Here is a 6,200-nt window from a genome sequence, read left to right as displayed (position 1 = left end):
GTGATTAGTGATTAGTGATTAGTGATTAGTGATTAGTGATTAGTGATTAGTGATTAGTGATTAGTGATTAGTGATTAGTGATTAGTGATTAGTGAAAGTAAAAAATCGAATAAACCTTCAAACAACAATACTTACATACTTCTCAACACCTAACACCTAACACCTAACACCTAACACCTAACGAATAAACAACTACACACATCAACGATTAAACAATTACACAAATAAACTTCACCCTTTTATTTGCTTTGTAATTCAACGAGTTGTTAGTATCTTTAACCTCCTAATAAATATTTTGACATATGTCTGAGAATGATAACCTGCAAGATGCAGACGGAAAAAAAGAAGTAGAATTACAAAACACTGCTCCGCAAGAAGAATCAACTCCACAAGTTGAAGAAAATACTGAAGTGAAAAATGAAATTAAAACTGCTGAAGATTCTGACAATGAATCTAAAGTAGACGCTGATGCACATTCAGAAATTGAAGCTTCTAATGCAGAGGATGCTGAAGATGAATCTAATGCAGAGCGCCATGAAGTAGAAGAAAAAGACTACCATGCTATGTCTATGCAAGATTTAGCAGAAGAACTCAACAGACTTTTGAAGCATCATAAAATTCAGACAATATCAAAACAAGTCAATGAAATTAAAGCAGAATTCAATGCTAAATTTGGTGAGCTTTTAGAAGAAAAGAAAGAAGAATTTATAAACGATGGTGGTAACGAAATAGACTTCTACTACACCAACGATACAAAAAAACTATTCAACCAACTATATAAAGATTACAAACAATCCATAAGTTCATACTACAAAGAACGTGAACATAATCTTAAGCAAAATCTCGAAAACAGATTAGCTATTATAGAAGAAATTAAAGGCCTACTTTCCGTTGAAGAAAACATGGGAAGCACTTATAAAACCTTTAAAGAGCTTCAAGAAAAATGGCGCAATGCTGGCCCGATACCAAGAGATAAGTACAATAATGCATGGAACACCTACCATCATCATGTAGAGCGTTTTTACGATTTCTTACATCTTAATAATGACTTGCGCGATATGGACTTTAAGCACAACTATGATCAAAAATTAAAGATTATAGAACGTGCCGAAGAACTAGCAAAAGATGACAATGTAAACCGTGCTTTTAGAGAACTACAAGTACTACACAAACTTTGGAAAGAAGAACTCGGACCTGTAGCTAAAGAACATAGAGAAGAAATTTGGGAGCGTTTTAGCAATGCTACAAAAACCATACATGATAAGCGCCAAGCTTACTATGCTGATTTAGACAAAGCTTATGAAAAGAATCTTGAAAAGAAAGAAGAAATCATAGCAAAAATACAAGCTGTTGCAGATGATACAGTTAACTCTCACAGTGCATGGCAAAAGAAAATAAAAGAAGTTGAAGCACTACGTGAAGCATTTTTTAATGCAGGTAAAGTACCTTTAAAAGTAAACGAAGCCACTTGGGCAAAGTTTAAAGACACTGTTAGAAACTTTAATCGTGGAAAAAACAAGTTCTACAAAGATTTAAAGAAAGACCAATACGAGAATCTTCAAAAGAAAAAAGAGCTCATAAAAATTGCTGAAGAAAACAAAGACAGTGACGACTTTGCGGTTGTTACTCCTTTAATGAAGAAAATTCAAAACGATTGGAAAAAAATTGGTCATGTTCCAAGACGCGATAGCGACAAAATCTGGAAACAGTTTAAAAATGCTTGTAACCACTATTTTGATAGAATGCATGCACAACGTAAGGCTGAAAACCAGCATTTGTATGATGCTTTTGATAAGAAAGTAAAGTTACTTGATGACTTAAAAGCAATGGAACTAAGTGGCGATAACAAAGCTGACGTAGAAAATTTAAAAACCAGAATTGCTGAGTGGAAAGAAATTGGCTATGTACCACAAAACAAACGCTACATAGATGGCAAATTCTACAAAGCAATAGACGATGCTTTTGATAAACTAAAAATGGAGAAGTCTAAGTTAGAAATGGTAAAATTTGAAAGTAAGCTTGAAAATTTAGCCAATAATAATGATGACACCAGACTTTTAGATAACGAACAAAACTTTATCCGCAAGAAAATTGGCGAAGTAAAATCTGAAATAACGCAGCTTGAAAATAACTTACAATTTTTCACTAATGTAGACTCGGATAATCCATTGGTAAAAGATGTCCATAAGAACATTGCCAAGCACAAAAAAGAATTAGAAACTTGGAAAGCTAAGCTTACCAAGATTCGTGGAATGTATAGTTAAATTTATGGACAACAAATTATTAGGTAATTTCATCATTGCATTTCCAACAGCAGCTTATGTAACTTACATTATCGTTATGAAAGAGCCTAATAGCGGAATTGATTGGACATCTGTAATTATTGGAGGCTTGATTGGTATAATAAGCTTTAATATTGGAAAGAAAATCAAAAGCAAAGGTGAGGTAGAATAAATTTAAGCCTATAAAAATCAAAACCCATCTGTTACCAACAGATGGGTTTTGCCCTAACTAAACTAAATTAACCTTAATTACAACCGCTTAATAATAATTAAGATTTCCTACTAAGAATATAAAAACGTTGTTGTTTTTATATATCTTATTTACGTGAGAAATTTCTGTTTGGATCTTAAGGTTTTCTTTTTGGGATAATTTTAACATATCTCTCTTTTGTCATTCCTGCGAAGGCAGGAATCTAAAAATCGGTAGTGTAGAAGTGGATTCCGCATCAGGTGCGGAATGACAAAATATAAACTAAAGAGATTTCGCCTCTTCCCAAAAGACATCCATCTCAGATAAGGTCATATCTTTTAGTGGCTTATTAAGCTCTTTAGATTTACTTTCGAGATACTGAAAGCGTTTTATGAATTTTTTATTGGTACGCTCTAAAGCATTTTCAGGATTTACTTTTAGAAAGCGTGCATAATTAATCATAGAAAATAAAACATCACCAAACTCACTTTCAATAGCATCTTGATTACCTTTTGCTATTTCAGCTTTTAATTCGGCTAACTCCTCTTCTACTTTTTCAAAAACTTGCTCTGGTTGTTCCCAATCAAAACCTACACCTGCAACTTTATCTTGTATTCTATTGGCTTTTACCATAGCTGGCAAACTTCTTGGCACACCTTCGAGAACGCTTTTCTTACCCTCTTTGAGTTTTAATTGCTCCCAATTGCGTTTTACGTCTTCCTCATTTTCAACCTTTACATCTCCATAGATGTGTGGATGACGATCTATAAGTTTATCGCAGATGCTATTACATACATCTGCGATATCAAAATTGTTTGTTTCACTTCCTATTTTAGAATAAAAAACAATATGCAGTAAGACATCACCCAACTCTTTTTTTACCTCATCTAAGTCATTGTCTAAAATAGCATCACCAAGTTCGTAAACTTCTTCTATAGTGAGATGACGCAGCGACTCCATGGTTTGCTTTTTATCCCATGGACATTGCTCGCGCAACTCGTCCATAATTACAAGCAAACGTTCAAAGGCTTTTAGTTGGGCTGCTTTGCTAGACATGGTTTATTCTTCTTCGTCTGAAGTAGTTGTTTCTTCTTCAGCTTCAGTTTCAAGCGATCCTAAAAGATCATTTTTGTGCAGTAAATTGTACCACTGAATTACTTTTTTTATGTCTGAAGGATACACACGGTCTTCATCATAATCTGGTAAAACTTCAAAGAAATACTCTTCTAAAGTATCTTTACTGTCTTTGTGGCTAATCGATGTTTGCTCACCATTTTCTTTGTCTTTAACCTTTTTAAGTACATCTTTTAAAGGTACTTCTTCTGTTAAAGTATAAATAGCGATTTCACTTAATATACTAATGTTACTATGTGCACCTACAGTAATACGTTTCTTATCAATTAACGATTGTACTACTGCACCTGTTCTTGTCTGTGTTACGATTTCGTATAATCCTGGTTTACCAGAAATAGCTAAAATTTTATCTAAGCTCATATATTTTGTATTAACGTTTTCTGCTCATTGCAGGAAAACGCATTTTATAATCTATTCTTATTTTTCCTTTTGAAATATTTGTCAATTTACCTTTAATTAAACGTTTTTTAAACGACGATAGTTTGTCGGTAAATAAAATTCCTTCAATATGATCGTACTCATGCTGAATAACTCTAGCGATTAAACCATCATATTCTTCAACATGCGTTTCAAAATTTTCATCTTGATATTGAATCTTTATTTTAGGCTTTCTAAATACATCTTCTCTAACATCTGGTATGCTTAAACAGCCTTCATTAAAAGCCCATTCATCTCCTTCTTCTTCTAAAATCTGTGCGTTGATGAATGTTTTCTTAAAATTCTTCATTTGTTCTCTATCCTTTTCAGACAAATCTTCATCGTCTGAAAAAGGCTCTGTATCTACCAAAAATAAACGGATAGGCAAACCAACTTGTGGAGCAGCTAAACCAACACCATGAGCACCATACATAGTCTCGTACATATTTTCTATCAACTCATTAAGCTTTGGGTAATCTTTATCGATTTCCTTAGCCTTTTTCTTTAATACGGCATCTCCATATGCAACTATCGGTAATATCATAATTCTGTTGTTTTCGGGTGCAAAAGTACAATTCTTATTTAAAAATTTGAAGCCAAATAACTCTGCAAAATTAAGGTTGCACTTATTTCATCTACAAGTGCTTTATTTTGTCTTTGTTTTTTCTTTAAACCACTATCAATCATGGTTTGAAACGCCATTTTAGAAGTAAAACGTTCATCTACACGTACCACAGGAATATATGGAATTTCTTTTTGCAGTTTCTCTAAAAACTTTTGAATATGGATTTCACTCTCTGAAGCTGTGTTATCCATTTGTTTAGGCTCTCCTACAACAAATTTTTCTACATTCTCCTCTTCTATATAAATTTTCAGATATTGTATCAATTCACTCGTTTCAACAGTTGTTAATCCAGATGCAATAATTTGCATAGGGTCTGTAACTGCTAAACCCGTTCGTTTTGTACCGTAATCTATGGCTAAAATTCTTCCCATTGCTGCAAAGATAGTGTAATAAAAAACGCTTCTTAATAAAAAGAAGCGTTTTTAGAATTAGCTATTAATTAAGTCGTTGATTTTATTACCCTCTATAAATAAATCACGTTAATTATATCTATAAGACACCAAATGTTTTAAATGGTCACATTATTTCTAAAAAAAGAAAACTCCTCAAATCAAGGGGAGAGGAGTTTTCATAATTAGCTATTAATTAAATTCTCAGATAAACCTATATAAAATAAATTTAACTCGCATTTAATACTATTGAGACACAACTTTTTAAGATAGGTCACAATTCTTTTTAAAAATATTTTATCAAGGCTTTTTATCAACTTATCTTTACGGAAATTTTAGATACATGAAACAACTACAAACCGTTATAGAAAATGCTTGGGACGACCGTTCTCAATTAACCAACCGCGTAACCATTGATGCCATAAGAAGTGTTATAGACCTAATAGATGCTGGCACCTTACGTGTTGCAGAGCCTACTGAAAATGGCTGGCAAGTAAACGAATGGGTTAAAAAAGCGGTTGTACTCTACTTCCCTATTCAGAAAATGGAAACACACGAGGTTGGTATTTTTGAATACCACGACAAAATTCCATTAAAGCGTAACTATATGGAAAAAGGCATTAGAGTTGTACCACATGCTGTAGCTAGACATGGCGCTTACATTTCTAAAGGTGTTATTATGATGCCTAGCTATGTTAACATTGGTGCTTATGTAGATGAAGGTACAATGGTAGACACATGGGCTACAGTTGGTAGTTGTGCTCAGATTGGTAAAAATGTACACCTCTCTGGTGGTGTTGGTATTGGTGGTGTATTAGAGCCTTTACAAGCCTCTCCTGTAATTATTGAAGATGGTGCTTTTATTGGCAGCCGTTGTATTGTTGTTGAAGGAGTACATGTTGAAAAAGAAGCGGTTCTTGGTGCTAATGTGGTATTAACCATGAGTACTAAAATTATTGATGTTACTGGTGATGAACCTGTAGAAATGAAAGGTAGAGTGCCTGCGCGTTCTGTTGTAATTCCTGGTAGTTACACCAAGAAATTTGCTGCTGGCGAATACCAAGTGCCTTGTGCTTTGATTATTGGAAAACGTAAAGAAAGTACAGATAAGAAAACTTCTTTGAACGATGCTTTACGCGAGTATGATGTAGCAGTGTAAAAAA

At 33.5% G+C, this 6,200-nt stretch carries 7 protein-coding genes; 3 read left to right on the top strand and 4 right to left on the bottom strand.

The window, feature by feature from the left end; genetic code table 11:
- Positions 1–302 precede the first annotated feature (302 nt).
- Both ACXAFS_RS13245 and ACXAFS_RS13240 read left to right on the top strand, forming a co-directional pair.
- Positions 303–2,264 (top strand): DUF349 domain-containing protein, encoded by a 1,962-nt coding sequence (locus tag ACXAFS_RS13245; RefSeq protein ID WP_475307527.1) that lies wholly within the window; start codon positions 303–305, stop codon positions 2,262–2,264.
- 4 nt (positions 2,265–2,268) lie between these two features.
- Positions 2,269–2,454 (top strand): hypothetical protein, encoded by a 186-nt coding sequence (locus tag ACXAFS_RS13240; protein ID WP_475307526.1) that lies wholly within the window; start codon positions 2,269–2,271, stop codon positions 2,452–2,454.
- 300 nt (positions 2,455–2,754) lie between these two features.
- On the opposite strand, the gene mazG is transcribed toward ACXAFS_RS13240, so the two are convergent.
- The 4 genes from mazG to ruvX are packed head-to-tail and all read right to left on the bottom strand — an operon-like array spanning position 2,755 to position 5,019.
- Positions 2,755–3,528, bottom strand: coding sequence for a nucleoside triphosphate pyrophosphohydrolase (gene mazG, locus ACXAFS_RS13235; protein WP_475307525.1), 774 nt, complete (start codon positions 3,526–3,528; stop codon positions 2,755–2,757).
- Positions 3,529–3,531: 3 nt separating this feature from the next.
- Positions 3,532–3,966, bottom strand: coding sequence for a DUF5606 family protein (locus tag ACXAFS_RS13230; protein ID WP_475307523.1), 435 nt, complete (start codon positions 3,964–3,966; stop codon positions 3,532–3,534).
- 10 nt (positions 3,967–3,976) lie between these two features.
- Positions 3,977–4,567: a peptide deformylase gene (def, locus tag ACXAFS_RS13225; protein WP_475307522.1), complete on the bottom strand. Its 591-nt coding sequence runs from the start codon at positions 4,565–4,567 to the stop codon at positions 3,977–3,979.
- 38 nt (positions 4,568–4,605) lie between these two features.
- Positions 4,606–5,019 (bottom strand): Holliday junction resolvase RuvX, encoded by a 414-nt coding sequence (gene ruvX / locus ACXAFS_RS13220; RefSeq protein WP_475307520.1) that lies wholly within the window; start codon positions 5,017–5,019, stop codon positions 4,606–4,608.
- Positions 5,020–5,380: 361 nt separating this feature from the next.
- Here ruvX and ACXAFS_RS13215 point away from each other — a divergent pair, with 361 nt between their 5' ends.
- Positions 5,381–6,196, top strand: a complete 816-nt coding sequence (locus tag ACXAFS_RS13215; protein WP_475307519.1) for a 2,3,4,5-tetrahydropyridine-2,6-dicarboxylate N-succinyltransferase — start codon at positions 5,381–5,383, stop codon at positions 6,194–6,196.
- The last annotated feature ends 4 nt before the right edge of the window (positions 6,197–6,200 follow it).

Source organism: Winogradskyella sp. ABM4_392, assembly GCF_056160445.1.
This window is presented reverse-complemented; position numbering and strand designations above follow the sequence as displayed.

Coding starts and splice junctions, on each gene's coding strand:
- ruvX (WP_475307520.1), bottom strand. CDS start 5,019: ATGGGAAGAATTTTAGCCATAGATTACGGTACAAAACGAACGGGTTTA.
- def (WP_475307522.1), bottom strand. CDS start 4,567: ATGATATTACCGATAGTTGCATATGGAGATGCCGTATTAAAGAAAAAG.
- ACXAFS_RS13215 (WP_475307519.1), top strand. CDS start 5,381: ATGAAACAACTACAAACCGTTATAGAAAATGCTTGGGACGACCGTTCT.
- ACXAFS_RS13240 (WP_475307526.1), top strand. CDS start 2,269: ATGGACAACAAATTATTAGGTAATTTCATCATTGCATTTCCAACAGCA.
- mazG (WP_475307525.1), bottom strand. CDS start 3,528: ATGTCTAGCAAAGCAGCCCAACTAAAAGCCTTTGAACGTTTGCTTGTA.
- ACXAFS_RS13245 (WP_475307527.1), top strand. CDS start 303: ATGTCTGAGAATGATAACCTGCAAGATGCAGACGGAAAAAAAGAAGTA.
- ACXAFS_RS13230 (WP_475307523.1), bottom strand. CDS start 3,966: ATGAGCTTAGATAAAATTTTAGCTATTTCTGGTAAACCAGGATTATAC.